Here is a 25,106-nt window from a genome sequence, read left to right on the forward strand (position 1 = left end):
CGAATCCTCCATGCCCCGCCCGGCTTGGCGCGCCGGGCGGCGTCTATGCGTCCCTTGTGGGAACAGCATGATGCCGAATGCGGCGGCAATGGGGAACCCGTTATGGCGCTCGCGCCGGCCGGTCGGTCGCATTTCCGCCACAGCGCACGGGCAAACTGCGCCCGATCGGCTGCCTCATGCGGCCGGCCCAGCCTCGCGGAGTTCCTTGCACATGGCAGTCATCCGCCCCTCGGCCGCCCGGCGTAGCCGGCGGCACCTCGTCGGCGGCGGCGTGGTCGTCGCTGCGGCGCTGGCCGCCGCCGCGCCGGCCGGCGCGATCGATTTCGACCGGCTGATCGGGATCATGCAGCCGATCCCGGCCGCGGTCGCCGTGCCGACCCGGCTGCTGGCCGAGCCCACGGGCATCGACTGCTATGTGCTGCCTTGCCCCTATTGGCAGGTCGCCGACCCGGATGGGACCGTCTCGGTCGGGGTCGAGGCGGTGACGGCGGCGCCGGATGATTACGCGATTGAAACGGAAAGCGCCTTGTACGACGCCGTGGTCGCGGCCGATTATGCCGCGGTGCCGGTGATCGGCTATGTGGTCGACAGGCCGCGGGCACAGGGCACCCCGGCGACGCAGCGCGTGCTGGTCGTCATCGAGTGGCCCGTGGATGTGATCCGGCCCTAGCGTGGTCGCGTTGCGGGCCGGCGGGTCGACCGTGCAGCGGGAGGCGCGATGCGCAGCGGCCGCCGAGGTAGCTCAACACTGGCCGTTCCATGGATCGTCGCCGGCATCCTGGGCGCAGCCGGCTGTGCGGCCGCGGCGGCGGAAACCGCGATGGCGCCGTCCGACAGCGGCCGCTTCGACCTCACCAACTGGAAACTGACGCTGCCGGTGGACGAGGATGGCGAGTCCGACGACGACGCCATCGAGATCGAGGACCTTGCCGGCTACGCCGACCCGGACTGGTTCTATGCCACGCCGGAAGGGGCCATGGTGTTCACCGCCCCGGTCGACGGCGCCACCACCGGCGGCTCGCGCTACCCGCGTTGCGAACTGCGCGAGATGATCGGCGGCGCGCGCGCGGCCTGGACGCTGGCGCAAGGCGGCACGCTGTCGGCAACGGTGTCGGTCGACCGCGTGCCGGAGCGCGACGACGGAACGCCGGGGCGGCTGATCGTCGGCCAGATCCACGGCGAGGACGACGAGCTGGTCCGGCTCTACTACCAGGACGGCACCGTCTATTTCATGAACGAGCACGCGGGGCCGGACGACGAGGAACTGCGCTTCGACCTGCCGGATTCCGCCGGCCGCCTGCCCGACATCGGCCTCGGCGAGCGCTTCGCCTATCTGATCGAGGCCGGCTCCGACCGGCTGACGGTCGAGCTGCACGCCGACGGGCGGGTCTATCGCTCGGACAGCGTGCCGAACCCGGTCTGGCAGGACGACCGGTTCTACTTCAAGGCCGGCGTCTATCTCGGCGTCAACGATGACAGCGGTAGCGGCATCGGCCGGGTCAGCTTCTACGCGCTCGACGTCGGTCACACGCCGGGGATCGGACGGGGAGGGCTGCAATGACCCCGACGCCGCGAGCACTGAGGCGGGGCGCCGTGCCGGCGCTTGTTGCGGCGGCGCTTGCGGCCGGCACCGCCTGCGTCGCGCACCAGCAGCAGGTGGCCGACGAATCGACCGGGCCGTTCGACCTGGCCGCGTGGAAACTGACCCTGCCTGTCGATGCCGAGGGCGGGCTCGACGGGGCCGCGATCGAGGTCAAGGATCTGCTCGGCTTCGCCGAACCGCCGTTCTTCACGCCCACGGGCACCGGCGCGGTGAGGTTCGAGGTGCCGTCGGAAGGCGCGCATCGCGGGCGCTCGCACTATCCGCGCAGCGAACTCAGGGAGATGCCAGGCGGCGAGCCGGCCGCCTGGTCGCTGTCCGAGGGTGGAACGATGAGCGCGACGCTGCGGGTCGAGCAGGTGCCGGTCAAGCGGGCCGGCGCGCCGGCGCGGATGATCATCGGGCAGATCCACGGCCAGGACAAGGAACTGGTCCGGCTGGTCTATGACGGCGACACGATCTTCTTCATCAACAGCCACGCCGGCCCGGACGACGTCGAGGCGAAGTTCTGGCCGGTCGACGCCGCCGGAGACGAGGCAGACATCGCGGTCGGCGAGCGCTTCTCCTACCTGATCGACGCGCGCGGCGACGTGCTGACGGTGGAGATCCACGCCGACGGCGCGGTCTATCGCTCGGTGACGCCGATCAACGCGATCTGGCAGGCCGACCGCTTCTATTTCAAGGCCGGCGTGTACATCAACGTGAACCCGGACAACGGCCACGGCACCGCGGCGGCGACCTTCTACGCCCTCGACGTCGGCCACAGTCCCGGGGCGGGCCGCGGCGGGCTGATCTAGACGGGCCGCCGGCTATCGGCGCTGCATTGCGCGCGGCGACCGCCCGGTTGCGCCGGGTCAGTCGGCATCGTCGTTGCAGCGGGCCCACTCGACCATATGCCAGCCGGCGTAGAAGCCGGGCATGGAGCCGAATTCGCTCTGCTGCTGCTCGCGCACCTCGAGCGTGCCGCCGCACAGCGGGCGGGTGACGGTCAGCGTGTACTCGGTGCCGCCGGACCCGACGGTGACGGACCGGACCGCATAGGCTGCCGCGAAGCCGTCGAACTGGCGCGTCTCGGCAAGCGGGGCACCGGCGGCATCGGGCTGCTCGGGCAGCCAATGCACCGTCACCACCGTCGGCGACCGGTCGCCGGGGTTGCCGTCGGGGTAGACGATGAAGCCGTCGTCGGTCTGCTCCACCGTCGCGACGGCATCGACCGGCACGGCGAAGCCGAACGGATGGGCGACATAGTAGCTCTGGCTGGCCGTCGCACGATGCGCCGGCAGGGCGGCCGCTGCCAGCAGCGCAGGAGCCAGGAGCCGGTGCGCCATGGCGGACACCCGGCGCACCTGGCTACGCCCGGCAGCCGTCGCCTTCGAACTCGACCTTGACCACGCGTCCGGCCGGATCGGTGGTGAACCGCGTGGTGCAGATGCGCGTGATCTCGCTGACATCCTCACCCAGCTGGGACGGCCGCTGCAGCGGGATCACCTGGCCGGTCTGGGTGTGCACGTAATACTGGCTCGACCAGGTCTGGAACAGCCGCGGCCGGCGCTCGATCGACAGCTCCTCCCACTCGTAGACGGTGCTGCCGTCGGCCAGCTGGAAGCTGGAATCAGGCGGGCCGAGGTCCATCACGACGCTGTCGATCGACGCGCCCATATAGCCCTCGACCTGCTGCTGATAGCCGGAGCGGGAAACGCAGGCGGCGAGCAGCAGTGCTGCCGCCGCCGCGGTAAGCCTGAGGATCGCGGGCATGGAGTTCCGTCCCGTCGGCTGCTGTGGGTCCTGGTTGCACATGGCGCCCGATCAATGCGGCGGCAATGTGACGGGCACCGTCGCTTGCATCATGCGCCGTCACCGAAGCCGATGGCATGCGCCAAGCCATCGAACCCGCCCAACCGGTCGCCGGCCGGCCGCATTCGTCCGGTCGGGCGCGGGTTAGCGGCGGCGCAGAATGCCCCGGCGGCGCTTCTCGACATAGCGCTGGTGATGCTCCTCCGCCGGCCACCAGGGCCCGGCGTCGGCGATCTCGGTGGCGATGTCGCCGTGGAACTCGCGTTGGTGCGCGGCCCGCGACGCCTCGGCGACGGCGCGCTGGCCGGCGTCGGCGACGAAGATGGCCGAGCGGTACTGGCTACCGACGTCGAGCCCCTGGCGATGCACCTGGGTCGGATCGTGCAGGTCCCAGAAGGCGTCGACCAGCCGTTCGTAGCTGATCCGGGCCGGGTCGAACACCACGCGCACCGCTTCCGCATGGCCGGTGCGCTTGCCGCAGACCTGCTCATAGGTCGGCTCGGCGGTGGTGCCGCCGGTGTAGCCGACCTCGGTGTCGACCACGCCGTCGATGTCGCGGAACGACTGCTCGACGCCCCAGAAGCACCCGGCGGCAAAAACGGCGGTCTCGGTCCTGTCGGCCATGGGCGTTTCATCCTCGGACTTGCTGCGCGGCGAAGCTAGCGGCGGGCCGACCGGCCGGCAATGCCGCTCACGCAGGCGTGCGCAGCGCCAGCGGGGCGGCGCCCAGCGCCTCGGTCGCGTCTGCGGGCGCCAGGCCGAGGCCGGCGACGGCCAGGCTGGCGAGATAGGCCCGGAAGTCCGTGGTTGGCAGGGGGTCGCGGTCGACAAGGTCGGCGAGCGAGGGCTGCACGCCGTGCCAGCCGCCGGCAACCGCGCCGCCCAGCACCAGATGCGGCGCGGCGGTGCCGTGGTCGGTGCCGCCGCTGCCGTTCTCGGCCAGCCGCCGGCCGAACTCGGAATAGGTGGCGACCGTGGTGGCGCGCCAGCGGCCGGCCTCGACCAGCGCGGCACGCAGGGCGGCTAGTCCATTGCCGAGCGCCGACAGCAGGGCGTCGTGCACCGCGCGCTGGCCGGCATGGGTGTCGAACCCGGCCAACGGCACCAGGATCGCGCGGACCGGCGCGCCGCCGGCGACCAGCCGTGCGGCCAGCGCCAGCCGTCGTCCGAAATCGTCGTCCGGGAACGGCGTGGCGAGCGTGGGCAGGGTCGACAGGGCTTCGGCCAGACCGGACTGCGCCGCGGCGAGCCGGCGCTGCACTTCGAGAATGTGGCCGAGCGCCGGGTTGGCCGGCGCCGCGGACGCGACATTGGCCGCCGGCACGCTCCGCGGCAGCGTGGCGCCGGCGCTCAGCGCATAGGCGGTGACGTTGCCGCCGGCGACGTTGACCATCGGGTCGGCGCCGATCACCAGCAGGTCCAGCGGACGCCGCGGCCCGAGCGCCGCGGGCAGCGTCCGCGCCAGCCAGCCGGTGGGCAGCGGTGCGGCTGGCGTGCCGCCGGTCTCCCACACGTCCATCGAGCGGAAATGCGAACGGTCGGCCGGCGCATAGCCGACGCCGCGGACGACGGCGAGGTCGCCCGCCGCCCAGGCATCCTCCAGACCGGCGAGGCCGGGATGCAGCCCCAGGCCGTCGCCGAGGTCGAGCACGTCGGCCGCGGTGAGCCCGATCTGCGGGCGGGCGCGGCGATAGGCCGGGTCGGCGTAAGGCACCAGCGTGTTGAGCCCGTCATTGCCACCGGCCAGCTTGACCAGGATCAGCACGCGGTCGTCGGCGGCCTGCGCCAGCGGCCGCCGCGGCAGCGCCAGCGCCGTGGCGCCGGAGGCAAGGCCGGCGAGCATCCGGCGGCGGGTAAGGGCGGCCGGCGCGCTCATTTCAACTGGAACGCCGGGTCGGCCAGCCAGCCGCGCGCCAGGTCGGCCAGCACTTCCGGGTCGGGCGAGGCCGCGACCGGCAGGGCCGCACCGCCGCCGCCGACCGGCGCGATCGGCAGGACCAGCGCCTGCAGCCGGTCGGGTGCGCGCCAGGCGAAGGGCAGGCGGTCGAGCCAGCGCACCAGCGCGCCGGACCGCCGTACCGCCAGCCCGGTTTCCTCCGCCGCCGGCGCGCGGCCGGCGATGAAGCGCTGCATCGCCTGTTGGCGGGCGGCCAGCGTGGACGGATCGATCCAGGCGTCGCCGCCCGGCCAGCCGGCCACGTTCGGCGGCTCGAACAGGGCCTGGCCGAGAGCGGCGCACAGGTCCGCGACCGGGTCCGGCGGCGTATCCCAGGCGTCGAGCAGGCGCAGCGTGCCGACGGTCCACTCGACCGGTCCTGCGATCATCGCGCCGCGCTCGGCGGGGTCCCAGAACGCCGGCTGCAGCAGGATCGCGCGGACCAGCCTGTCGATGCGCCAGTCGCTGCGGAAGTCCGCCGCCAGCGCGGCGAGCTCGGCGTCGCCCGGCGGCGTGCTGATGAACTCGGTCCACAGTGCGGCGGCGACGAACTCGGCCGTGCGCGGCTGCTCGAGCAGGATCGCCACCACGTCGGCGCCGTTCCAGGGCCCGCTCCGGCCGAGAATCGTCTTGTCGCCGTCGTCGTGGCGCGCCGGCACGAACAGGGCGTCGCCGGTGGCGGGATGCACGGTCCAGCCGGTCAGCGCGCGGGCGGCCTCGGCCACGTCCGCCTCGGAATAGTGGCCGACGCCGAGGGTGAACAGCTCCATCACCTCGCGGGCGAAATTCTCGTTCGGCGCTCCGACGACATTGGCGCCGCCGTCGAGGTACAGCAGCATCGCCGGGTCGACCGCGATGTCGGCCAGCAGCACGTCGAACCGGGCCAGCGCGTGGCGCCGCAGCAGCCGGTTCTGGCGCAGCATCAGCTGCGGCGAGCGCACCTTGTCCAGCGCGCTGGCGAAATGGCCGTGCCAGAACAGCGTCATCCGTTCCTGCAGCGGCACCCGGGTGAGCAGCATGCGCTCGACCCACCAGGCCTGCAGCGTGGCGCCCTGGCGGGCGATCAGGGCGTCGGCGACGGCCACGTCGTCCAGGCGGCGCGCGGTCATCGGATTGTCGTCGGCCCACTCGGGCAGCGGCCCGCCCACCGGCAGCGCCGCCTCGCTGACGATCAGCGCCACCGCCCGCGCGCGGTCCATCGGCAGCAGGCGCTCGATCTCGGCCGGGCTGGCGCCGAAACCGGTGCGCACCACCAGGTGGCGCGCCTCGTCCGGAGTCAGCGCCGCAACGCCGCCGCAAGTCAGCAGCCAGGCGGCCAGCGCGGCCGCCAGCCCCCGCGCCAGGGCGCGCAGGGCGCTGCATGCAACCGCTCTGGAAGGCGATCCCGGATCGTGTAATCTCGACATCGGCGTAAACATATCATGGACAGCGCAGGCCCGGGGCTGTTCCCGCCGATCGAGCCGTTCGACAGCGGCATGCTGGCGGTCGGCGACGGCCACCAGCTGTACTGGGAGCAGTCGGGCCGGCCCGACGGCACGCCGGTCGTGTTCCTGCACGGCGGACCGGGAGCCGGCTGCGCGCCGACCCACCGCCGCTTCTTCGACCCCGCCTTCTACCGCATCGTGCTGTTCGACCAGCGCGGTGCCGGCAAGTCGACGCCGTCCGGCGAGCTCGCCGCCAACACCACGGCGCATCTGGTCGAGGACCTGGAGCCCTGCGCCGCCACCTCGGCATCGGCCGCTGGGTGGTGTTCGGCGGTTCTGGGGCAACGCCTGGCACTGGCCTATGCCCAGGTTCACCCGCAGGTCTGCCGCGGCCTGATCCTGCGCGGCATCTTCCTGGGCAGCGACGCCGAGGTCGACTGGTTCATGTACGGCATCGGCCGGTTCTATCCGGAGGCCTACCGCGCTTTCGTCGAGGCGATTCCGGCGCTGGAGCGCGACGACCTGCTCCATGTGCCGCCGGCTGACCGCGCCGGACCGCGCCACCCGCCGCGGCGCGGCGCTGGCCTGGAGCCGCTACGAAGGCGCCTGCTCGACGCTGTTGCCGAGCCAGGACACCGTGCTCAGCTTCTCCGAGATCGATTTCGCCGAGCGGCTGGCGCGGATCGAGGGCGCACTACTTCGTCAACCGGCTGTTCCCTGGAGCCAGCGCGCTGCCTGGCGAGGGTGGAGGCGATCCGCCACCTGCCGGCGGTGATCGTCCAGGGCCGCTACGACATGGTCTGCCCGATCGCCACCGCCGACCAGCTGCACAGGGCGTGGCCGGAAGCGACCTACGACGTGGTGGCCGACGCCGGCCACGCCGCGCTGGAGCCCGGCATCCGCCGCGCGCTGATCAACGCCAGCGAACGATTCAAACGGCTGGGCTGAGCGTCCGGGCCCGGTCAGGGGCCTTGCACTTCGCCGCCGGATCGACTAGAAGCGCGGTCTTCGCGCGGGCGGGATCGCCGTGCGCCCGTCATCTACGTGCTTGCTCAGGGGAATCGGACCATGGCCGTCCCGAAGAAAAAGGTGTCGAAGTCGCGGCGGAACAACCGCCGTTCGCACGACAGGCTGGACGTGCCGGCCTATGTCGTCGACCAGGAGACCGGCGAGCTGCGCCGGCCGCACCACGTCGACCTGACCACCGGCCGTTACAAGGGCCGGCAGGTGTTCGAACCGAAGTGAACGTGGGCGCCGCCCGGGTGCGGCGCCGCCTCGACCTTCCGGAACGCGGCGCATGCGCCGCGTTTTGCATTTCCGTGCGCCGGTCGCGTAGAGTTCCCGCCGGCCGAGCGGGGCCCGAACAACAACAAAGCCGATCATGGCGCAGCCCGCGCGCATCCTGGTCATCAAGCACAGCGCCTTCGGCGACTTCATCCTGTCGACCGGCAGCTTTCGCGCGATCCGCGCCCACCATGCCGGCGACCGGATCACGCTGCTGACCACGGAGCCCTTCCGGGCGCTGGCCGAAGCCTGCCCGTTCTTCGACGCGGTATGGATCGACCCGCGGCCCGGCTGGACGCAGCCGTGGCGTTGGCTGGCGATCGTGCGGCGGCTGCGGGCGGCCCGGTTCGACCGGGTCTACGACCTGCAGCGCAACGACCGCACCGCGGCCTATTTCCGGTTGCTGTGGCCGCGCCGGCCGGAATGGGTGGGCACGGTGGCCGGCTGCAGCCACCGTTATGTCAAGCCGGCGGACCGCAAGCTGCACATCGTCGAGCGCGAGGTCGCGCAGCTGGCGCCGGCCGGCGTCGATGCGGCGCCCGCGCCGGCGCTCGACTGGCTGGATGCGGCACCGCCGCTGGCGGCCGAACGCATGGTCCTGCTGGTGCCCGGCAGCGCGCCGCACCGGCCGGAGAAGCGGTGGCCGGCCGCCGCCTATGGCCGGCTGGCCAAGGACCTTGCGGCATCGGGGTATGTGCCGGTGCTGATCGGCGCCGCCGCCGAGGCAGACGCGCGGGCGATGATCCTGGCGGTCTGCCCGCAGGCGGTGGACCTGGGCGGGCGGACCGGCATCGCCGAGATCGCGGCGCTCGCCCGCCGGGCCGTCGCCGCGGTCGGCAACGACACCGGGCCGATGCACGTGATCGCCGGCGTCGGCTGCCCGACGGTCAGCCTGTTCGGCGACGCCTCCGACCCGGCGCTGATCGGCCCGCGCGGCCCGCGCGTGCATGTCCTGCGCCACGCGCCGCTGCCCGAGCTGGCGGTCGCGCGCGTGCGCCGCCGCGCTGGACTGCGGCGATCGCCGGTTGAAGTGGGCCGGCGGCTGGGGTTATCTGCCGGGATAGCAGAGCGACTCAGGGCCGCCGCGGGCGGCGGACGGGTGCGATTGCGGGCCTGACGCCCGGCCGCAGCCGAGGGAATGGCGCTTCGATGACACGCAAGTATTTCGGCACCGACGGTATCCGCGGCTGCGCCAACGCCGAGCCGATGACCGCGCAGACCATGCTGCGGGTCGCCATGGCGGCCGGGCGGCGGTTCAAGAACGGCGGCCACCGCCACCGGGTGATCATCGGCAAGGATACCCGGCTGTCGGGCTATATGATCGAGCCGGCGCTGACCGCCGGCTTCATCTCGGTCGGGATGGACGTGCTGCTGCTCGGCCCGATGCCGACCCCGGCCGTGGGCATGCTGACCCGCTCGATGCGCGCCGACCTCGGCGTGATGATCTCGGCTTCGCACAACCCCTTCCACGACAACGGCGTCAAGCTGTTCGGCCCCGACGGGTTCAAGCTGTCGGACGCGGTCGAGGCCGAGATCGAGGCGCTGATGGACGCCGATGCCGCCGCGCCGGCGGAGCCGCGGGCGCTCGGCCGGGCCAAGCGGCTGTACGACGCGCCCGGACGCTACATCGAATTCGTCAAGGCCAGCTTCCCCGGCGACCGCACGCTCGACGGGCTGAAGGTGGTGGTCGACTGCGCCAACGGCGCCGCCTATGCGATCGCGCCGACGGTGCTGAGCGAGCTCGGCGCCGAGGTGGTGCCGCTGGCGGTCGACCCGGACGGCTTCAACATCAATGCCGGCTGCGGCGCGACCCAGCCCGAGGCGCTGTGCGAGGCCGTGGTGCGCCATCAGGCCCATATCGGGCTGGCGCTCGACGGCGACGCCGACCGGCTGATCGTGGTCGACGAGCGCGGCCGCGTCGTCGACGGCGACCAGATCATGGGCCTGATCGCCGGCTCGTGGGCGCGCGCCGGGCGCATCCGCGGCGGCCGGGTGGTGGCGACCGTGATGTCGAACCTGGGGCTGGAACGGCACCTGCAAGGGCTGGGCCTGGCGCTGCAGCGGACCAAGGTCGGCGATCGCTATGTGTTGGAGGCGATGCGCGAGAGCGGCTGCAACCTCGGCGGCGAACAGTCCGGCCACATCATCCTGACCGACTTCGCCACCACCGGCGACGGCCTGATGGCCGGTCTGCAGGTGCTGGCGGCGCTGGTCGACGGCGGGCGCGCGGCCAGCGAATTGCTGCACGTGTTCGAGAGCGTGCCGCAGCTGATGCGCAACGTGCGCTATGCCGGCGGCGCACCGCTGGAGTTGCCGCATGTGCAGGCGGCGATTGCCGAGGCCGAGGCCCGCCTGGGCAAGGCCGGCCGGCTGGTGATCCGCAAGTCGGGCACCGAGCCGCTGATCCGGGTGATGGCCGAAGGCGAGGACGAGGCGCTGGTCGCCGCCCTGGTCGACCGGATCGTTACGGCGGTGGAGACCGCCGGCCACGCCGCCGCGGCGGAATAGGCGCCGATGAACGGCCGGGTGCTGATCATCGCCGGGTCCGACAGCGGCGGCGGCGCCGGCATCCAGGCCGACATCAAGACGGTCACCGCGCTCGGCGGCTATGCGATGACGGCGATCACCGCGCTGACCGCGCAGAACACGCTGGGCGTGCACGGCGTGATGCCGGTGACGCCGGCCTTCGTCGCCCGGCAGATCGACGTGGTGCTGGACGATCTCGGCGCCGACGCCATCAAGATCGGCATGCTGGCCAATGCCGAGATTGCCGATGCGGTCGCCGACCGGCTGGAGCGGACGGCCGGTCGCATCCCGCTGGTGCTGGACCCGGTGATGGTGGCCAAGGGCGGTGCACGGCTGATGGACGAGGCGGCGATCGCGACGATCAAGCGGCGACTGATCCCGCTCGCCGCCGTGGTCACGCCGAACATCCCCGAGGCGGAGGTGCTGACCGGCCTGGCCATCGCCGGCGAGGCCGACCTGCTGCCGGCGGCCGACGCGCTGTTGGACATGGGCGCGGCCCATGCGCTGATGAAGGGCGGCCACCTGCCGCTGAAATACGACATGCTGGTCGACCGGCTGGTCGGCGCCGACATCGACCGCAGCTTCGGCGACGCGCGGATCGACACCCGTCATACACATGGCACCGGCTGCACCCTGGCCTCGGCGATCGCCACCGGGCTGGCCCAGGGCATGGCCGTGGTCGACGCGGTGGCGCGGGCGCGGGCCTATGTGCGCCGGGCGATCGAGACGGCGCCGGGCTATGGCGGCGGCCACGGCCCGCTGAACCACGGCTGGACGCTGGATCCGGCCCGGGTCGCGGCGCTCGGCGCGGGAGGGTGACGGGCATGGCCGACCGGCCGGTGATCGGACTGACGCTCGACAGCGAAACTAAGCAGACCTACTCGTCCTATCCCTGGTACGCGGTGCGCCAGAACTACTGCGCCGCGGTGGTCGCCGCCGGCGGGCTGCCGGTCGCGCTGCCGCACGAGCCGGACCGGGCCGACGCCTATCTCGACCTGCTCGACGGGCTGATCGTCACCGGCGGCGCGTTCGACGTCGACCCCGCGCTGTTCGGCGCGGCCGAGCGCCATGTCACCGTTACCACCAAGGATCGCCGTACCGCCTTCGAGCTCGCCATCGCCCGCGGCGCGCTCGCCCGCGACATGCCGGTGCTCGGCATCTGCGGCGGCCAGCAGCTGCTGCACGTCGCGCTGGGCGGCACGCTGATCCAGCATATCCCGGACGCGGTCGCGCACGCGCTCGCCCACGAGCAGCCGAATCCGCGTCACGAGGCCGGCCACCCGGTCGCGGTGAAGCCCGGCACCCTGCTGCACCGGATCGCCGGCACCGAGACGCTGCAGGTCAACTCCGCCCACCATCAGGCCGCGGCGGACGAGCCGGACGGGGTGGTGGTCAACGCCACCGCGCCCGACGGCGTGATCGAAGGCATCGAGGCGCCGGGCTATCGCTTCTGCCTGGGCGTGCAGTGGCACCCGGGTTCACATCTCCAGCGCCAAAGCGCGGCGGTCGCGGCGCTGGTAGCTGGCGTCCGCCGATGGGCGCCCGGCTGGCGACCTCTCAGGCCGCGAGTCGAGATCACCGGCACGTGGTCGCTGGGCTTGCCCCAGTCGCGCTGCATCCTTGACGATCGGACCGCCTGCTGCGACAGCACCCGGCGCCAGCGTCACCCAGACGTGGTCGAGCCGGCGGCCGCGGTCGCTGGCGCGCCAGTCCTTGGCGCGATAGCTCCACTAGCTGTAGACCTTTTCGTCCGGCGGGATGAAGTGGCGCACGGCATCGACCCAGCCGCCGGCCTTGCGCCATTTCTCGAACAGGTCGACCTCCACCGGCGTGTGGCTGACCACGTCCAGCAGCTGCTTGTGCGACCAGACGTCGCTTTCCAGCGGGGCCACGTTGAGGTCGCCGACCAGCACGCGCCTCGCGTCGTCGTCGCGGTGCGCCTTCCACCACTTCGCCTTGGCCTTCATGAAGTCGAGTTTGTGGGCGAACTTGTCGTTCTCGGCCGGGTCGGGAATGTCGCCGCCGGCCGGCACATAAACCGAGTGGACCTCGACGCCGGCCACCGAAGCGTGCACGTGGCGGCCGTCCTCCCTGTCGCACCAGTCGCGCCGGCCGTCGCCGCCAGCGGCAGCCGCGAGGACCAGGGCGACGCCGTGATGAATTGCGGATACCGTTGATCACCGTTGCGCGTATCCGACGCATCGAACGCATCGTAGAGACTCAGTGCCTGTCGGCGCTTGGTCTCTGCAGAGCAGATCACGTCCAGCGCGTATTCGCCGAGCCAGCCGCGACGATGTCGACCTGGGCGCGGACCGAATTGATGTTCCATGTGGCGATCACGCAAACCAGCTATCGTCACCGCCAGCGTGCCCGATGCCGGCGACCTCGACGTGACCTTCATCGCCGACCTGCAACGAATGACGCCTTCCGGCGTGCCGGTGTAGATCGAGTCGCCGGGCGCCAGCACGATCTGCGCGACAGCGCCGCGACGATCTCGTCGGGCGTCGAACCATGTCGGCGTGTCGCCGTCTGGCGGTTCCTGGCCGTTGACCGCCAGCATGATCGGCCAGACCGCGGGTGACCGATCGTCTCGGCCAGGGCGATGGTGCCGATCGGCGCGCTGTAGTCGAAGCCCTTGGCCGCAATTCGGCAGCGCCTGCTTGGCCGCCAGCTGCCGCATCTGCAGCGGGTGACGTCGTACCGACGGCATGGCCCATGATATGCCGCTTCGTCCTCGACGGCGATGTCGCCGCCAGCGCCGATCGCCAGCGCCAGCTCGACCTCGTGGTGCAGGTCCTGGGTGTGCGACGAGATCGGGCACACGATGCCGCCGTCGCCGACCAAGCGCGTCGGCGCCGGCTTGTCGAAGAAGAACGGCGTCTCCGCGCGCGGGTCGTAGCCCATCTCGCGAAGGCGTGCTCGGCATGGTTGCGACCGACGCAATAGACGCGGCGCACCGGGAACCGCGCGGCTTCGCCGCGCACGGCAACTGCTCGCCTGCGGGCGGGGCGAACAGGAGATTTCGGTTTCATGGCTGGCTCAAGCTGATGTGTCGCCGCTTGATTAGCCCGCGGGCACCGCCCCGGCAAGATTGGACTGGACAGGCCGGGCACCGCACCCGAGGTAGAAACGATGGAGTGGCTCGAATCCGCGCTGGCGGACAAGACCGTGCTGGTCACGCTCTGGTTCGCCGCCTTCATGGTGGCCGAACGCCTGCACCCGGCGGTCGACCAGCCGGCGCGGGCGATGTGGCCGCGCTGGCTGAACAACGGGGTGCTGTGGGTCACCACCGCGGCGGTCTCGTTCGGGCTGCTGCTGCCGATGACGCTGTGGGTGGCGGAGCAGCCGCTGTGGGTGCGGCCGGACGGGTGGTCCGGCTGGCAAGGCTTGGCGCTCGACCTCATGCTGTACGACGCACTGATCTACTGGTGGCACCGGGCCAACCATGTCGTGCCGTTCCTGTGGCGGTTCCACCAGGTGCATCACTTCGACGAGACCCTCGATACCAGTTCGGCCTTCCGCTTCCATTTCGGCGAGGTGGCGCTGTCGGCGGCGGTGCGGCTGGCGGTGATCGTTGCGCTGGCGCTGCCGTTCGCGTCGATCGTGGCGGCGGAAACGATGGTGCTCGCCGCCGCCATCTTCCACCACTCCAATTTGCGCCTGCCGCGATGGCTGGAGCGGCCGCTGTCCTGGGCGGTGGTGACGCCGGCGATCCACTGGGTGCACCACCATCGCGTGCGCGCGGACACGGATTCCAACTACGCCACCGTGCTCAGCCTGTGGGACCGGCTGTTCGGCTCGCGCAGCCCGAACCCGCGCCGGCTCGACATGCCGATCGGCATCGAGGGCCAGCGCGAGACCCGACTTGACCGGCTGCTGCTGCTGCCCTTTCGCCCGCCGCCGGCCAGCCGGGTCACCGACGGCTGAAGCCCTCCGGATCGCCCGGGACGATGCGGACGACGGTGCCGCGTTCGGCGCCCTCGGCATCGACGTAGGCGAGCCGGCCCGGTGCGAACGCGATGCGCCAGTCGGCCCGCGGCCCGCCGGTCCAGGCGACGTGATAGCCGTCGGCGGTGAAATGCCAGTCTCCGGCCAGGGCGCGGCCGTCGGGCAGCGTCATGTAGGCGCGCTCCGCATCCGCGTAGTAGATTGCGGCCTCCTTCGGCTGGCCGATGTCGACATAGTGTGTCGACCCCACCATCAGCCCGGTCAGCGCTTCGCGTGCGAGGAATTCCATGGTCCGTCTCCGTCCGGTGTTGCGCATCCGGCCTGCACCGCCGGATGCGGCGTGGCCGGGTTCCATGTACATCGTCAAGAGACTTGACTATATTGGCGCGAGATCAAGTAGTCAACCTTCTTGACGAAATGAACGAGACACCGGCGGATTCGGACCTGATCGACCATGTCGGCTGGCGGCTGTGGCAGGCGGCGGCGGCCTGGAAAGCGCGCTTTGCCGCCGAAATGGTTGCCGCCGGCCATGGCTGGTATGGCGAGGCACGCGCCAACATGATCCCGTTGCTCGACCGGGCCGGAACGCGGCAGGCCGATCTGGTGCGCCGCGCGGGGCTGAGCAAGCAGGCGGTACAGCAGCTGGTCGACGAACTGGAGCGCGACGGTGTGATCGCGCGGCAACCCGACCCCGACGATCGCCGCGGCCGGATCGTCGTGTTCACTGCGGCAGGGTTGCGCGCGCTCGCCGACGCCAACACGGTCAAGCGCCGGATCGAGGCGGATTATCGGGCGCAGCTCGGCGATGCCGCGTTTGCCGCGCTCTGCGATGCGTTGCTGCGGCTGGCACCGGACGCCTGAGCGGCGAGGAGGCGGGGATGCCGACCGAGATCGAGCCGGGCCGGATCGTGGTCCTCAACGGCGCGCCGCGGGCCGGCAAATCCAGCATCGCCGCGGCAATCCAGGCGACGTTCGACGGCGTGTGGATGAACCTCGGCAACGACGTGCACATCCTGCAGATGACACCGCCGCAGCATCGGCCCGGCGTCGGGCTCCGGCCCGGCGGCGAGGCGCCGGACCGCGAACCGCTGGTCGTGCAGCTCTATGCGGCGCTGTACGACTCGATCGCCGCGCACAGCCGGCAGGGGCTGAACGTAGTCGCCGACGTCGGCCATCACGATGCCTATTCCCGTCCGCTCGGCATCCTGCCCGCTTGCGCCCGCCGGCTTGCCGGCCTGCCGGTGCTGTTCGTCGGCGTGCGCTGCCCGATCGACGCGATCGTCCGTCGCCGCAACGCAGGCCAGCCGGGCCGCGCCACCCGCTATGAGACCGTGGCGCCGGGCGAGCCGGTTCCCGAGACCATCCTCGGTTGGCAGCGGGCGGTGCACGATCCCGGCATCTACGACATGGAGGTCGACACCGGCGCTCTCGACCCGGCCGCGTGCGCCGACGCGATCCGGCGCCGCCTCAAGCAGGGCATACCCCGTCCGACCGCTTTCGAGCGGCTGGCCCTGATCGGCGCCCCCTGACCGGCGTCCCCTGGCCGGTGACGTCAGACCGGATTTGTCTGGCCGTTATGCGGCGGGCCTGTCGTCCCGCGGCGACCGGGCACCCGGGCCGGCGCGTGGCGAGGCTAGGCGGGTTCGCCGGGCGCGGCCATGCCGGGCTCCGTCGCAGCCGTTTCGCCGAACGCCACGACCTGGCTCCACCTTGCGACCTGGTTGGCGCCGATACGGCGGATCAGCCGCACCATCGCCAGCGCGCCGAGGATGCCGACAACCCTGACTGCGATTTCGGCCTTGGTGCTGTCGACCAGGACCTCGTGCACGGCCAGCGCATCGCCGATGAAGAACGCCCACTCGCCCGAGCGCAGGATCGCTTCCGGCACGGCGGCGGCCAGCACGCTGGCCAGCCAGAGCAGCCACCACAGGCCGACGATGCCGGTCGATCGCAGGCGCCAGGTCTCGGTCGAGGCGGCATCGCTGGCCTGGTAGACCTCGGTGGTCAGCTGGCACGGCCGGAACAGGTTCATGAACGGCACGAACCACCAGCCGATCGCCCAGCCCGGCCCCCAACGGGCGTCGTCGACGCCGAGCGCGGGCAGGTTGGCGCGCACCCGCGACAGCCAGCAGAGGAAGACCGTGCCGCCTGCCAGATACAGGACGAACGAGACGCCGGCCGCCAGCGCGACGGCGGTATCGCTGGATTCCAAGATGTCGAGCGTGACGGGTTCGTCCCGGACGACCGCGTCGAACAGGCTGATCTGCCAGAGAAACAGGCCGATCACGGCCACCTGACACACGACCCACAGCGTCAGGAGGACGATGGCTGTCCGGCCGATGTCGGTCGGGCTGCGAAATGCGCGGACTCTGTGGGCGTCGATGTTGCGACGGGCCGCCACGATCAGCGCGGCCAGGGCGGCCAGCAACGCGGCAGCGACGGCGGCGAGGGGCAACGCGCCCTCGCCCAGGACGGTCTCGAGGCCGGTCTGGGCCCGGAGCGGCGCAGGCCATGCCAGCATGACGGCGAACGACAAGAACCGGACTGCCGGCATGGCGAGATGCAACCGCATCATGGCCCGCGGTCGGCAGTTGCCCGGTTCGCCGCCCGCGGTGCCGGCGCGGCTGGAAGTTGCGCCGGGCGCGCTGACCTCGTGTCGAGCGTCTTGTGCCATCGGTCCCTCGTCGTGCGGCTGCTGCCAGACGACTTAACAGATGACGTGCACTCTTAACAAGATAAAATATATCATAATACACGCATAAAGTGCTTCCTCGATCCGGCAGCCGGGCGCATGGGCCCGATCGCGCCGGCGGAAGGCCGACGGACCATGCCGACTTCGCCGGTCCGTTCAGGCGCCGTGTGCCGGCGGTGCCGCGGCCCAGGGGTCCGGCCCCGGGTCCCGTCCGGTGGCGGCCTCGCCCAGGCGGGCGAGGAAATGCGGCCAACCGATCGCATGCTTGGCCGCTTCGTCCGGCTGCAGGCCGTCGTGGACCAGATCCAGGCGCGTGCCGCCGGCTTCTGCGGCGAGGCGGATGACCAGCCTGGTTGCGCCTGGCGGCATCGCGGCATTGCCGGCCTCGCCCCAGGCGATCTCGATCAAGGTCGGGCGGTGCAGGGCGACGTAGCTGCCGCGGATCAGCACGCCGTTGATGTCGACCGCGAAGGTGCCGCCGTCGGTCGCCCGCAGCTGGGCGCGGTCGCCCATCCACTGCACCAGCAGTTCGGGCCGCACGAAATGGTCGTAGACCGCATCCGGCGCGGCGTCGATGTGCAGGCTGGTCGAGAAGCTGGCGCTCATTCGCCTTCCAACTTGCGCTTGAGCGCGGACAGGTGGCCGCCCCAGAAGCCGGCGACGAATTCCTCGACCGGGCGAAAGCCTTCCGGACGGACCGCGAACAGGTGGCGCGTGCCCTCGCGCCGGGCCTCGACCAGGCCGGCGTCCTCCAGCACCTTCAGGTGCAGGCTGACGGCCTGCTGGGTCACCGCCACGCGCTCCGCCAGCTCGCCGACCGACAGGCAGCCAGCGTCGCGCAGCAGTTCCAGCAGCTCGCGCCGCCGCGGCTCGGCGATGGCCTTCAGGGCCGCCTGTGTGCTCAACCGCTTTCCTTTCACAAGTGAACACTTGTTCTTACAGATCGTTCGATGCTATCCCACAAGCGAATGCTTGTGGAGGAAATTCGCCATGTCCACGATCCGGCATGCCCTCGAGGCGGCCTGTCCGCCGCCGCGACTCTGGGCGCTGCTCGCCGATCTGGAGGCCGTCGGCCGCTACAACCCCGCCGTCAGGTCGGTGCGGCTGCGCGGCGGCCGTGCCGCCGGCATCGGCGCCGAGCGCGAATGCACGCTGGCGCCCAGGGGCCGCGTCGTCGAGCGGGTGACCGTGTGGGAGGACGGCCGGGCGCTGGGCCTGGAGGTGGCGGAGAGCGACTGGCCGCTGCGCCACATGCGCTGGGTGACACGCATCGAGCCGGCCGCAGCGGGGGCGCGGCTTTCCCAGGTGCTGGACTATCGCCTGCGCTTCGGACCGGTCGGCTGGCTGCTCGACCGCCTGCTCGTGCGCCGGCGGATCGCGGCAGCCGTCGAGGCGTCGCTGCGCGGGCTGATCGCGCTGGCGGAGGCCGAGGCATGAGCGACCCGTTCGACGACGTGACGGCGGCCTTCGCCGGGTTGCCGGGCGTCGAGACCGGCCGCATGTTCAATGCGCCGGGCCTGAAGTTCCGCGGCAAGGCATTCGCGCTGTGCGTGAAGGGCGCCCTTGTGGTGAAGCTCGACCGGCCGCGCGCGCTGGCCCTGGTTGCCGACGGCGGCGCCGTACCGTTCGATCCGGGCCATGGCCGTGCAATGAAGCAGTGGGTCGCAGTCGCCCCGGCGCGGCCCGGCGAATGGGCGAGTCTGGCGCGCGAGGCATACGACTACGCGGTGGCGCAGGCCGACCGCACTTGATTCCCGGGCCGACCCTGTTATAGGCGCGGCGGACCCATCGTGCCGCCAGCCGGAGAGACCGACCCATGTCCGCGCCCGAAGTCGCCCGCATCGTCGCCTGCAACAACAAGCTGGGCGAATGCGCCACCTGGAGCGTTGCCGACCGGGCGCTCTACTGGACCGACATCGAGGGCAAGGCGGTCTGGCGCCATGACCCGGCCACCGGCGACAGCCTGTGTTGGCCGGCGCCGGACCGGGTCGGCAGCTTCGCCCTGTGCGGCGGCGACCGCTTCCTGCTGGCGCTGCCGACCAGTGTCGTGCTGTGGCATCCGCAGCGCGGGGTCGAGCGGGTGGTGGCGGCGGCGATGCCGGGGCAGGCCGCGGGCACTCGGCTCAACGACGGCCGCTGCGACCGCCAGGGTCGATTCGTCGTCGGCGGATTCGACGAGACCACGCGCGCGCCGATCGCCAGCCTGTGGCGGGTGGAACGGGACGGTACGGTGACCACGCTGGTCGACGGCGGCATCGTCTGTGCCAACTCGACCTGTTTCACCGCCGATGGCGCCACCATGTATTTCGCCGACACGCCGCAGCGCAGCATCGTCGCCTACGACTACGACGCGGCGCCGGGCACGCAGCTGGGCCGGATGCGGCAGCTGACCGACTTCGCGGAGCAGCCGGGTCGGCCGGACGGCTCCACGGTCGATGCCGAGGGGTACGTCTGGAACGCCCAGGTGTTCGGCCATCGCATCGTGCGCTATGCGCCGGATGGCCGGGTCGACCGGGTGGTCGAGGTGCCGATGGAGAACCCGACCTCGGTCAGCTTCGGCGGGCCGGATCTCGATGTGCTCTACGTGACCAGCCTCAGCCGCAGCAAGGCAATCCCCGACTGGAAGCCCGGCCCGGACGACGGCTGCATCCACGCCTTCCGTCCCGGCGTGCGCGGACTGCCGGAGCCGCTCTTCGCCGGCGCCTGATCTTCTTTCGCCGGCCCGGCTTGCCAAGGCCGCGGCCAGCCGGCACGCTGGCGGCAGGACATCGGGGATGCGGGAGGGACTGGCATGACGGCGATGGCCCGGCTCGTTCGGCTGGCGACGGTGCTGGCGCTGGCATCGCTGGCCGGTGGCTGCGGCTTCATCCTGCCGGACCGCATCCACTACGCATGGTCTCCGCAGGCCGCCGACGGCTGCGCCGACTGCGTGCCGACGGCCGGCGACGCCGGCACCGGCATGGTCGGCCTGGCGCTGTCCGGCGGCGGCAGCCGGGCGGCGGTGTTCGCGGCCGCGGTGATCGAGGCGCTGGACCGGCGCGGGCTCGCCGACCGGCTCACCCACATCTCCAGCGTCTCCGGCGGCGGCTTCGCCGCATCCTACTATGCGGTCAATCCGCCGGCCGCGGCCTGTCCGCCCGGCACCGGCGACAGTGGCGTGTGCCGCCAAGCCTATTTCGCAGATTTCCAGCGGGCGATGCGCGCCGACTACACCGGCGCCATGCTGCTGAACCAGCTCGCCAGTCCCGGCCGCATCACCAGCCCGACCCGTCGCGCCACCTCGCTGCAGGAGGCGCTCGATGCCGAGTTCCTGCACGGCATTACCTTCGGTGCGCTGCCGCCGCAGCCTGTGCTGCTGGTCAATGCCGCCAGCTACGACAACGGCCGCCGTTTCGTGTTCGCCAACACCGTGCTCGACGACCGTGCGGGGCCCGTCCCGCCGCTGTCCAGCGCCCTGTTGCGGTCGAGCTCGTTCTCCCGGCCGGACTGCGCGCAGGCGACGCCGGCCGACCTGCCGCTGTCGCTGGCCGTCGTCGCGTCCGCCGCGTTCCCGCCGGTGTTGGGGCCGGTCACCCTGCAGGCCCGGCGCTCCTGCGCCGACCCGACGCCGGAATACTGGCACCTCGGCGACGGCGGCATCATCGACAACACCGGCGCCGACACCTTGCGCGAGCTGGTCGCGCGCCGGGCCGGCGCCGGCGGGCTGGCCCACGCGCTGATCCTGATCGCCGACTCCGGAACGGCAATCGACAGCGACGCCTCGCTGGCCGCCAGCGATCTGTCGATCTTCACCTCCAACCCCGGCGCGGTCGTCGAGATCGCCCAGGCCCGCGGCAATGCCTATGCAGAGCTGTTCTGGGCGGAGCAGGCGGCGCGGATCGGCATTCCCTTCGATACCATCGTGTTCCGCTACACCGACGCCGAGTTGACCGCGTGGCCGGCGAGCTGCACGGCGGCAAGCCGTTCGGGCCAGTCCCTTGCCGCTCGGCTGGCCGCGGTACCGACCGCGCTCGACATCGACGACTGCGATGCCGACCTGATCGCCGCGGCTGCCCTCGACGTGGTCAGCCGCCGTCTCGATCAGTCCGGCGACATCCTGGCCCGTCACGGGCTGAGTCCGTCGCTGGAGGCGGTGGCGCTGCGCTGAGGCAGCGGCCGCTCAGCCGTCTCCGTTCAGCAGCGCGTGCGCCTTGACGTAGCGTGTCATCCGCTCGGCATCCTTCGCCTCGAAGCGGGTCAGCCTGGCGGCGTTCATGTTGTCGCGCAGGTCGGCCAGCTTCACCCTGCGGGCCAGGGGATCGGCGTTGATCCGGCGGACATAGTCCTCATAGGGCGTGTCGTCGTCGTGGGTCAGCAGCCGCAGCGCCGCCAGCACCGTGTCGGGCAGGCCCAGCGCCGCCAGCGTCGCGAAATCCACGCCCTCGCAGTCCTCGACCGTATCGTGCAGCAGCGCCGCGAGGCGTTCCTCGTCGGTCTCCATCGCCAGCATCAGGCGCAGGGGGTGGAGCACATAGGGCGCGCCGCTCTTGTCGCGCTGCCCGGCATGGGCCGCCACCGCGAACGCCAGCGCGCGCTCCAGCGTGGACATGGCCGGGTCGGCCAGCGCGGCCGCCTTGGCGCGTTCGCCCTTGCTTTCCGTCTTCGTCATCGGGTCTCCCGTTGCGATGGATCCGAGGTCACTCGACCAGCCGGCAGCGGTCGCGGACGCAGGCCTTCAGCGCCGCGCGCATCGCGGCGTCGTAGCTGCCGTCGACCGCGCCGGGGTCGTAGCCGTGCCCGGCCAGCGCGTCCTCGTAGATCTGCACGATGTCGGCGCCGCCGGCCGCCATTGCCGCCTCGAACGAGACCACCGCCGCGCCGGCATGGCCCTGGGCGTTCAGGATGTGGGCCCGGGTGTCGAGATATTCCGGCCGGTCGGGCAGCACCGCTAGCGCCAGCTCGACCAGCTTCAGGGCCTCGCCGAGCCGGCTGTCGGTGACATAGAGGTCCCAGGCATAGTCGTTCTGCGCGCTGGCGAGGCCTTCCCTGTAGGCCGCCACGTCGTCGGCCGGCGTCGCCGGGTCGCCCTCGGCGATGGCCAGGGCGGCCTCGTAGTCGGCGATCGAGTCCGGATAGCCGCCGAGCGTGTAGTGCGCGATCGCCCGGTTGAAATAGGCCAGCGCATTGTCGGGATCGGCCCGGATCGCCGCGCTGTAGTCGGCGATTGCCTCTTCGTTGCGGCCGAGGCCGGCGTTCAGCACGCCGCGGTTGTTGTAGGCGTCGGTGTAGTAGGGGTCGAGGGCGGTCGCCCGGTCGTAGTCGGCAAAGGCCGCGTCGGTATCGCCCAGGTCGCCATAGGCGTTGGCGCGGTTGTAGTAGGCCCAGGCGGCGCTGGTGCCGCTCCAGTCGCCGCTGTCCAGCACGGCGGTGCAGCCGGCCACAACCTGCGCCGGGTCGGCGGCCTGGGCGCAATCGACCGCGCTGTCGGCATGGGCGGAAACGGACAGCGACGCGGCCGCAACGGCCAGCGTCATGCGCAGAGCGAGACGAGCGGACATGCACAGATCCTTCCTCGGGCCGGTCGGCCGACCGGCGCGGACAGCAGCGGTGACGGGCCCGCCGCGACGGCGGGCGTCGATTCGATGCGAGGCTACTCCCGGAACGGCAGGAATTCGAACGTCGCGCGGACGATGCCGTGGTCGGTCGGCCACATGGTCCGGGCAGGATCGACCGCAATCTGGGCAGCGATATGGCCGCGTTCGTGGTCCAGGCTGAGATGGTCGTTGAAGACCTCGGCCTCGCGGAACGCCCAGATGCGCCGCGGCGAGTGGTCGTAGAACTCCTCCGAGACCAGGATGTGGTCGAGCGTCTCGGGCACGTCCTCGAAAACGTGGGTATAGGCGGTGTGGCGCAGCGACCGGTATTGCATCAGCCGCTCGACCGAATAGAGGCCGATGTCGGCACGCCGGCCGGACACCGTGCGCGCGCTTTGCATCAGGCGGTAGCGCGGGCTGCCGGTCAGGATCGAGGTCGACACCGACAGCGAGCCGTTGTTGAGGTCGCCCATCACCACGTGCGGCACCTCGTTGCCGACCATCGACCGCTCCAGGATCACCCGCAGCGCGGCCGACTCCGCCGTGCGGCGGATCGACGCGAGCGCCTGGCCGAGGGCGTCGGCATGCGGCTTCAGCGCCGGGTCGGAGGCCTCCTCGCCGTCCAGCTCCACCGGCCGCTTGGACTTGAGGTGGGCCACCATCGCGCGGATCGCCGGGCCGCGCTCGGGCTGTAGGACGGCGGACAGCACCGGCCGGGAGAACCCCTTGACCTTGACGGCGACCGCATCGATGGTCCGCCGCTTCTTCAGCACGAATTCCGGCGGCAAGTCCTCGATCCACCAGGCGTCGTCGTTGCGCGGCCGGCCGTCGAACCGGATCATGCCCTTGCGCGCGGCCAGCGCCACCTGCGGGCGGCCCGGGCCGGGCGCGTCGCGGCAGATCAGGTCGTAGGCATCCGCGAGTCCGGCTTCGGCGAAGGCGTCGTCCAGCGCCTGCTCGGCCCACAGTTCCTGGAAGCCGAACACGTCCGCCCGCGCGGCGCGCAGCGCCAGGCCGAGGAAGCGCAGCTTGGCGCGGTATTCGTCGGCGCTCAGCGGCGCGGTGCCCGGGTGGGTCGCCCGGCGCGGCCGTTGCAGGTTGTAGAGGTTGACGGTGGCGAAGCTCAGTTGCGCAGACATGGGTCAGCCCTCGCTCGGTTCGCGGGAGCCTGCCTGGCGGGGTGCGGGCGCGACGGCGCCCGGTCGGCGACCGAGCGATCCTAGCCGACGCCGGCGCGCGGCGATGTGACGTTTTTCGCGCAGCCGGGCCGATGCGGCTAATCGACGACGTGCGCCTCCATCTCGCAGACATGGGCCTCGGAGCCGCAGAACATGCGTTCCGCGCCGCAGCCGGCGAGCAGGAACAGGGCGATGGCGGCAATCGCGACGATCAGCGGGACGCGGTCGCGGCGCTCGAACCAGGTCTCCTCGATGCTGCCGCTGTCCATCTCGCCCTCCGTCGCCGTACCGTTGCCGGGCGGCATTGCGTTCGCCGCCGCCCGTGCAGGTGGGTCGCAATTGGGGCGGGTTCGGTTCACCGATGCGGCGGCGTCGCGGCGACGGCCGCACGATAGCGTGGCCGCTGTGACGCCGCGCACGGGTCGGGGTGGGGCGGTTCAGGGCATCGCGGCGTAGTTCTGCGGGAACAGGGCGCGCAGGGCGGGCTCGTCGCGCTCCTGCTTGAAGGCGACGCCCTTGCCGATGGCGCGCGCGGCCGCGACCGCCGGCCGCCCGTCGACCGTGGCGAACCAGCGCTTGACGTGGGGATAGCGGTCGATGCCGCCCTCGCCGAGCACGACGGTGGCGCGGTCGACCCAGCCCCAGGCGGCCATGTCGACGATCGTATAGGTCTCGCCGACGAAGTGGCTGCGGCCGGCGAGGTGGCCGTCCATCACCTTGTAGTGACGGTTCGCCTCGTAGAGATAGCGGTTGACCGCATAGGCCGGCTTGTCGGGGGCGGCGTGGCGGAAATGCACCGACTGCCCGGAAAACGGCCCCAGGCCTGAGGCGATGAAGAACAGCCACGACAGCAGGGCGCCGCGATCCGCCGCGGCGCCCGCGAATCTGTCGTGCTTGTCGGCCAGGTACAGCAGGATCGCATTGGAATCGAACACGACCGTGCCGTCGTCGTCGATCGCCGGCACTTTGCCGTTCGGATTGACGGCGCGGAACCAGTCCTCGTGCTGCTGGCCCTTGGCGGTGTCGACCGCGATCGGCTCGTAGGCGAGGTCGGCCTCGTGCAGGAACAGCGCCACCTTCATCGGGTTCGGCGCCATGTTGAAATAGAAGCGGATCATCGTGCTCTCCTCGTGCGACGCGGCCGCAGCGCG

30 protein-coding genes are annotated in these 25,106 nt (G+C 71.6%); 16 read left to right on the forward strand and 14 right to left on the reverse strand.

The features are described from left to right. Nucleotides 1-211: 211 nt before the first annotated feature. The 3 genes from R3F55_14710 to R3F55_14720 are packed head-to-tail and all read left to right on the forward strand — an operon-like array spanning nt 212 to nt 2,397. Nucleotides 212-670, forward strand: a complete 459-nt coding sequence (locus tag R3F55_14710; protein ID MEZ5668659.1) for a hypothetical protein — start codon at nt 212-214, stop codon at nt 668-670. Nucleotides 671-718: 48 nt separating this feature from the next. Further along, complete coding sequence (locus R3F55_14715; GenBank protein MEZ5668660.1) at nt 719-1,561, forward strand: polysaccharide lyase family 7 protein; 843 nt, start codon at nt 719-721, stop codon at nt 1,559-1,561. 32 nt (nt 1,562-1,593) lie between these two features. Further along, complete coding sequence (locus tag R3F55_14720) at nt 1,594-2,397, forward strand: polysaccharide lyase family 7 protein (GenBank protein ID MEZ5668661.1); 804 nt, start codon at nt 1,594-1,596, stop codon at nt 2,395-2,397. 57 nt (nt 2,398-2,454) lie between these two features. Here R3F55_14720 and R3F55_14725 read toward each other — a convergent pair whose 3' ends face one another. The 5 genes from R3F55_14725 to R3F55_14745 form a co-directional block, all read right to left on the reverse strand. Then, complete coding sequence (locus R3F55_14725) at nt 2,455-2,928, reverse strand: Tsi3 family protein (GenBank protein ID MEZ5668662.1); 474 nt, start codon at nt 2,926-2,928, stop codon at nt 2,455-2,457. Nucleotides 2,929-2,950: 22 nt separating this feature from the next. Then, complete coding sequence (locus R3F55_14730; GenBank protein MEZ5668663.1) at nt 2,951-3,355, reverse strand: hypothetical protein; 405 nt, start codon at nt 3,353-3,355, stop codon at nt 2,951-2,953. A 183-nt stretch (nt 3,356-3,538) separates the two neighbouring features. Then, nucleotides 3,539-4,018: a peptide-methionine (S)-S-oxide reductase MsrA gene (gene msrA / locus R3F55_14735; protein ID MEZ5668664.1), complete on the reverse strand. Its 480-nt coding sequence runs from the start codon at nt 4,016-4,018 to the stop codon at nt 3,539-3,541. A 67-nt stretch (nt 4,019-4,085) separates the two neighbouring features. Beyond that, a complete protein-coding gene (locus R3F55_14740) occupies nt 4,086-5,270 on the reverse strand; it encodes a DUF1501 domain-containing protein (GenBank protein ID MEZ5668665.1) in 1,185 nt (394 codons plus the stop codon). Beyond that, nucleotides 5,267-6,736 (reverse strand): DUF1800 domain-containing protein, encoded by a 1,470-nt coding sequence (locus R3F55_14745; GenBank protein MEZ5668666.1) that lies wholly within the window; start codon nt 6,734-6,736, stop codon nt 5,267-5,269. Before R3F55_14745 ends, R3F55_14740 begins: the two co-directional genes overlap by 4 nt. Nucleotides 6,737-6,751: 15 nt before the next feature. On the opposite strand from R3F55_14745, the gene R3F55_14750 reads away from it, so the two are divergent. The 7 genes from R3F55_14750 (at nt 6,752) to R3F55_14780 (ending at nt 14,491) form a co-directional block, all read left to right on the forward strand. Further along, nucleotides 6,752-7,702, forward strand: coding sequence for an alpha/beta fold hydrolase (locus R3F55_14750; protein MEZ5668667.1), 951 nt, complete (start codon nt 6,752-6,754; stop codon nt 7,700-7,702). 120 nt (nt 7,703-7,822) lie between these two features. After that, a complete protein-coding gene (gene rpmF / locus R3F55_14755; protein ID MEZ5668668.1) occupies nt 7,823-7,999 on the forward strand; it encodes a 50S ribosomal protein L32 in 177 nt (58 codons plus the stop codon). 136 nt (nt 8,000-8,135) lie between these two features. Beyond that, complete coding sequence (locus R3F55_14760; GenBank protein ID MEZ5668669.1) at nt 8,136-9,155, forward strand: glycosyltransferase family 9 protein; 1,020 nt, start codon at nt 8,136-8,138, stop codon at nt 9,153-9,155. 32 nt (nt 9,156-9,187) lie between these two features. Next, nucleotides 9,188-10,546, forward strand: a complete 1,359-nt coding sequence (gene glmM, locus R3F55_14765) for a phosphoglucosamine mutase (protein ID MEZ5668670.1) — start codon at nt 9,188-9,190, stop codon at nt 10,544-10,546. Nucleotides 10,547-10,552: 6 nt separating this feature from the next. Next, a complete protein-coding gene (gene thiD / locus R3F55_14770; GenBank protein ID MEZ5668671.1) occupies nt 10,553-11,383 on the forward strand; it encodes a bifunctional hydroxymethylpyrimidine kinase/phosphomethylpyrimidine kinase in 831 nt (276 codons plus the stop codon). A gap of 5 nt (nt 11,384-11,388) precedes the next feature. After that, nucleotides 11,389-12,741, forward strand: coding sequence for a gamma-glutamyl-gamma-aminobutyrate hydrolase family protein (locus R3F55_14775; GenBank protein MEZ5668672.1), 1,353 nt, complete (start codon nt 11,389-11,391; stop codon nt 12,739-12,741). A 955-nt stretch (nt 12,742-13,696) separates the two neighbouring features. Continuing rightward, nucleotides 13,697-14,491, forward strand: coding sequence for a sterol desaturase family protein (locus R3F55_14780; protein ID MEZ5668673.1), 795 nt, complete (start codon nt 13,697-13,699; stop codon nt 14,489-14,491). On the opposite strand, the gene R3F55_14785 is transcribed toward R3F55_14780, so the two are convergent. Further along, nucleotides 14,478-14,801, reverse strand: coding sequence for a hypothetical protein (locus R3F55_14785; GenBank protein ID MEZ5668674.1), 324 nt, complete (start codon nt 14,799-14,801; stop codon nt 14,478-14,480). The genes R3F55_14780 and R3F55_14785 overlap by 14 nt on opposite strands. Nucleotides 14,802-14,845: 44 nt before the next feature. On the opposite strand from R3F55_14785, the gene R3F55_14790 reads away from it, so the two are divergent. Together R3F55_14790 and R3F55_14795 are read left to right on the forward strand one after the other, a co-directional pair. Further along, nucleotides 14,846-15,373 (forward strand): MarR family winged helix-turn-helix transcriptional regulator, encoded by a 528-nt coding sequence (locus tag R3F55_14790; GenBank protein MEZ5668675.1) that lies wholly within the window; start codon nt 14,846-14,848, stop codon nt 15,371-15,373. A 17-nt stretch (nt 15,374-15,390) separates the two neighbouring features. Next, nucleotides 15,391-16,041 (forward strand): chloramphenicol phosphotransferase, encoded by a 651-nt coding sequence (locus R3F55_14795; protein MEZ5668676.1) that lies wholly within the window; start codon nt 15,391-15,393, stop codon nt 16,039-16,041. Between the two features lie 104 nt (nt 16,042-16,145). On the opposite strand, the gene R3F55_14800 is transcribed toward R3F55_14795, so the two are convergent. The 3 genes from R3F55_14800 to R3F55_14810 form a co-directional block, all read right to left on the reverse strand. Further along, complete coding sequence (locus R3F55_14800) at nt 16,146-17,048, reverse strand: DUF4328 domain-containing protein (protein MEZ5668677.1); 903 nt, start codon at nt 17,046-17,048, stop codon at nt 16,146-16,148. A 312-nt stretch (nt 17,049-17,360) separates the two neighbouring features. Continuing rightward, a complete protein-coding gene (locus R3F55_14805; GenBank protein ID MEZ5668678.1) occupies nt 17,361-17,810 on the reverse strand; it encodes an SRPBCC domain-containing protein in 450 nt (149 codons plus the stop codon). Continuing rightward, a complete protein-coding gene (locus R3F55_14810) occupies nt 17,807-18,109 on the reverse strand; it encodes a metalloregulator ArsR/SmtB family transcription factor (GenBank protein MEZ5668679.1) in 303 nt (100 codons plus the stop codon). Before R3F55_14810 ends, R3F55_14805 begins: the two co-directional genes overlap by 4 nt. A gap of 85 nt (nt 18,110-18,194) precedes the next feature. On the opposite strand from R3F55_14810, the gene R3F55_14815 reads away from it, so the two are divergent. The 4 genes from R3F55_14815 (at nt 18,195) to R3F55_14830 (ending at nt 21,351) form a co-directional block, all read left to right on the forward strand. Further along, entirely contained in the window at nt 18,195-18,641 is a 447-nt protein-coding gene (locus R3F55_14815; protein ID MEZ5668680.1) for an SRPBCC family protein, read from the forward strand. Next, nucleotides 18,638-18,955: a TfoX/Sxy family protein gene (locus R3F55_14820; protein ID MEZ5668681.1), complete on the forward strand. Its 318-nt coding sequence runs from the start codon at nt 18,638-18,640 to the stop codon at nt 18,953-18,955. The genes R3F55_14815 and R3F55_14820 overlap by 4 nt, the downstream gene beginning before the upstream one ends. A 65-nt stretch (nt 18,956-19,020) precedes the next feature. Next, the gene (locus tag R3F55_14825; GenBank protein ID MEZ5668682.1) at nt 19,021-19,911 is read left to right on the forward strand and encodes an SMP-30/gluconolactonase/LRE family protein; all 891 of its coding nucleotides are present in this window, start codon (nt 19,021-19,023) and stop codon (nt 19,909-19,911) included. Nucleotides 19,912-19,995: 84 nt separating this feature from the next. Next, nucleotides 19,996-21,351 (forward strand): patatin-like phospholipase family protein, encoded by a 1,356-nt coding sequence (locus tag R3F55_14830; protein MEZ5668683.1) that lies wholly within the window; start codon nt 19,996-19,998, stop codon nt 21,349-21,351. Nucleotides 21,352-21,363: 12 nt separating this feature from the next. Here the strand turns inward: R3F55_14830 and R3F55_14835 are convergent, their stop codons facing one another. The 5 genes from R3F55_14835 to R3F55_14855 form a co-directional block, all read right to left on the reverse strand. Next, nucleotides 21,364-21,852: a GTP pyrophosphokinase gene (locus R3F55_14835; GenBank protein ID MEZ5668684.1), complete on the reverse strand. Its 489-nt coding sequence runs from the start codon at nt 21,850-21,852 to the stop codon at nt 21,364-21,366. 28 nt (nt 21,853-21,880) lie between these two features. Beyond that, on the reverse strand, nt 21,881-22,741 hold the full coding sequence (locus R3F55_14840; GenBank protein MEZ5668685.1) for a tetratricopeptide repeat protein: 861 nt from the start codon (nt 22,739-22,741) through the stop codon (nt 21,881-21,883). A gap of 92 nt (nt 22,742-22,833) precedes the next feature. Further along, a complete protein-coding gene (locus tag R3F55_14845) occupies nt 22,834-23,916 on the reverse strand; it encodes an endonuclease/exonuclease/phosphatase family protein (GenBank protein ID MEZ5668686.1) in 1,083 nt (360 codons plus the stop codon). A gap of 137 nt (nt 23,917-24,053) precedes the next feature. Next, a complete protein-coding gene (locus R3F55_14850) occupies nt 24,054-24,224 on the reverse strand; it encodes a hypothetical protein (protein MEZ5668687.1) in 171 nt (56 codons plus the stop codon). A 168-nt stretch (nt 24,225-24,392) separates the two neighbouring features. Next, nucleotides 24,393-25,073, reverse strand: a complete 681-nt coding sequence (locus tag R3F55_14855; protein ID MEZ5668688.1) for a glutathione S-transferase family protein — start codon at nt 25,071-25,073, stop codon at nt 24,393-24,395. Nucleotides 25,074-25,106 lie beyond the last annotated feature (33 nt).

This window comes from Alphaproteobacteria bacterium (assembly GCA_041396705.1).
Taxonomy (GTDB): Bacteria; Pseudomonadota; Alphaproteobacteria; order CALKHQ01; family CALKHQ01; genus CALKHQ01.

Coding starts and splice junctions, on each gene's coding strand:
- R3F55_14710 (MEZ5668659.1), top strand. CDS start 212: ATGGCAGTCATCCGCCCCTCGGCCGCCCGGCGTAGCCGGCGGCACCTC.
- R3F55_14715 (MEZ5668660.1), top strand. CDS start 719: ATGCGCAGCGGCCGCCGAGGTAGCTCAACACTGGCCGTTCCATGGATC.
- R3F55_14725 (MEZ5668662.1), bottom strand. CDS start 2,928: ATGGCGCACCGGCTCCTGGCTCCTGCGCTGCTGGCAGCGGCCGCCCTG.
- R3F55_14730 (MEZ5668663.1), bottom strand. CDS start 3,355: ATGCCCGCGATCCTCAGGCTTACCGCGGCGGCGGCAGCACTGCTGCTC.
- msrA (MEZ5668664.1), bottom strand. CDS start 4,018: ATGGCCGACAGGACCGAGACCGCCGTTTTTGCCGCCGGGTGCTTCTGG.
- R3F55_14740 (MEZ5668665.1), bottom strand. CDS start 5,270: ATGAGCGCGCCGGCCGCCCTTACCCGCCGCCGGATGCTCGCCGGCCTT.
- R3F55_14745 (MEZ5668666.1), bottom strand. CDS start 6,736: ATGTCGAGATTACACGATCCGGGATCGCCTTCCAGAGCGGTTGCATGC.
- R3F55_14750 (MEZ5668667.1), top strand. CDS start 6,752: ATGGACAGCGCAGGCCCGGGGCTGTTCCCGCCGATCGAGCCGTTCGAC.
- rpmF (MEZ5668668.1), top strand. CDS start 7,823: ATGGCCGTCCCGAAGAAAAAGGTGTCGAAGTCGCGGCGGAACAACCGC.
- R3F55_14760 (MEZ5668669.1), top strand. CDS start 8,136: ATGGCGCAGCCCGCGCGCATCCTGGTCATCAAGCACAGCGCCTTCGGC.
- glmM (MEZ5668670.1), top strand. CDS start 9,188: ATGACACGCAAGTATTTCGGCACCGACGGTATCCGCGGCTGCGCCAAC.
- thiD (MEZ5668671.1), top strand. CDS start 10,553: ATGAACGGCCGGGTGCTGATCATCGCCGGGTCCGACAGCGGCGGCGGC.
- R3F55_14775 (MEZ5668672.1), top strand. CDS start 11,389: ATGGCCGACCGGCCGGTGATCGGACTGACGCTCGACAGCGAAACTAAG.
- R3F55_14780 (MEZ5668673.1), top strand. CDS start 13,697: ATGGAGTGGCTCGAATCCGCGCTGGCGGACAAGACCGTGCTGGTCACG.
- R3F55_14785 (MEZ5668674.1), bottom strand. CDS start 14,801: ATGGAATTCCTCGCACGCGAAGCGCTGACCGGGCTGATGGTGGGGTCG.
- R3F55_14790 (MEZ5668675.1), top strand. CDS start 14,846: ATGCGGCGTGGCCGGGTTCCATGTACATCGTCAAGAGACTTGACTATA.
- R3F55_14795 (MEZ5668676.1), top strand. CDS start 15,391: ATGCCGACCGAGATCGAGCCGGGCCGGATCGTGGTCCTCAACGGCGCG.
- R3F55_14805 (MEZ5668678.1), bottom strand. CDS start 17,810: ATGAGCGCCAGCTTCTCGACCAGCCTGCACATCGACGCCGCGCCGGAT.
- R3F55_14815 (MEZ5668680.1), top strand. CDS start 18,195: ATGTCCACGATCCGGCATGCCCTCGAGGCGGCCTGTCCGCCGCCGCGA.
- R3F55_14820 (MEZ5668681.1), top strand. CDS start 18,638: ATGAGCGACCCGTTCGACGACGTGACGGCGGCCTTCGCCGGGTTGCCG.
- R3F55_14825 (MEZ5668682.1), top strand. CDS start 19,021: ATGTCCGCGCCCGAAGTCGCCCGCATCGTCGCCTGCAACAACAAGCTG.
- R3F55_14830 (MEZ5668683.1), top strand. CDS start 19,996: ATGACGGCGATGGCCCGGCTCGTTCGGCTGGCGACGGTGCTGGCGCTG.
- R3F55_14835 (MEZ5668684.1), bottom strand. CDS start 21,852: ATGACGAAGACGGAAAGCAAGGGCGAACGCGCCAAGGCGGCCGCGCTG.
- R3F55_14840 (MEZ5668685.1), bottom strand. CDS start 22,741: ATGTCCGCTCGTCTCGCTCTGCGCATGACGCTGGCCGTTGCGGCCGCG.
- R3F55_14845 (MEZ5668686.1), bottom strand. CDS start 23,916: ATGTCTGCGCAACTGAGCTTCGCCACCGTCAACCTCTACAACCTGCAA.
- R3F55_14850 (MEZ5668687.1), bottom strand. CDS start 24,224: ATGGACAGCGGCAGCATCGAGGAGACCTGGTTCGAGCGCCGCGACCGC.
- R3F55_14855 (MEZ5668688.1), bottom strand. CDS start 25,073: ATGATCCGCTTCTATTTCAACATGGCGCCGAACCCGATGAAGGTGGCG.